Annotated in this window: 1 pseudogene; it reads right to left on the minus strand. The window is 60.2% G+C overall.

The window, feature by feature from the left end:
• A pseudogene (locus AX708_RS18515) lies at positions 1 to 513 on the minus strand (methyltransferase); the annotation flags it as partial.

Below are 513 nucleotides of genomic sequence, written 5' to 3' on the forward strand. Positions count from 1 at the left end.
TGCGGACCGTGCAAGAGGCAAAGGTGTCTTCGTAGATTTTCGCAAGCTTTGCGCTCGTCGTGAACCAGTCCGGCATGATCGCGACGATCCGCCCCCCCTGCTTGAGGCGCGTTATGGCAGCGCGCAGGTGACGCACCGCTGCGAACTCGTCTGCTCCTCGTCCCATTGACCGGGAGAACGGCGGGTTCATCAGGATCAGGCTTGGCTGCACTGCCGCGTCGAGATGGGAGGCCAGCATGGCTCCATCGATCCCTGTTGTGGTGGCCTGAGGAAACAGCAGGGCCAACTTCTCACGCCTGCGCGGGTCGATTTCGTTGAGATGCAATGCGCTGACATTGGGCAGAGTTGCAACGAGAGCGCCATGTCCCGCGCTCGGTTCAAGAACGATATCGGTTGCGAGCGGTTGCGCCAAAATCACGCAAAGCGCTGCGAGGTCTGCGGGCGTCGAGAATTGCTGGTACCTGATCTGGTCTTCACTTCTGACCGTATGTGTCGGCAGTGCCTCGATAAGCG

This window comes from Erythrobacter sp. CCH5-A1, from assembly GCF_001557115.1.
Lineage (GTDB): Bacteria > Pseudomonadota > Alphaproteobacteria > Sphingomonadales > Sphingomonadaceae > Erythrobacter.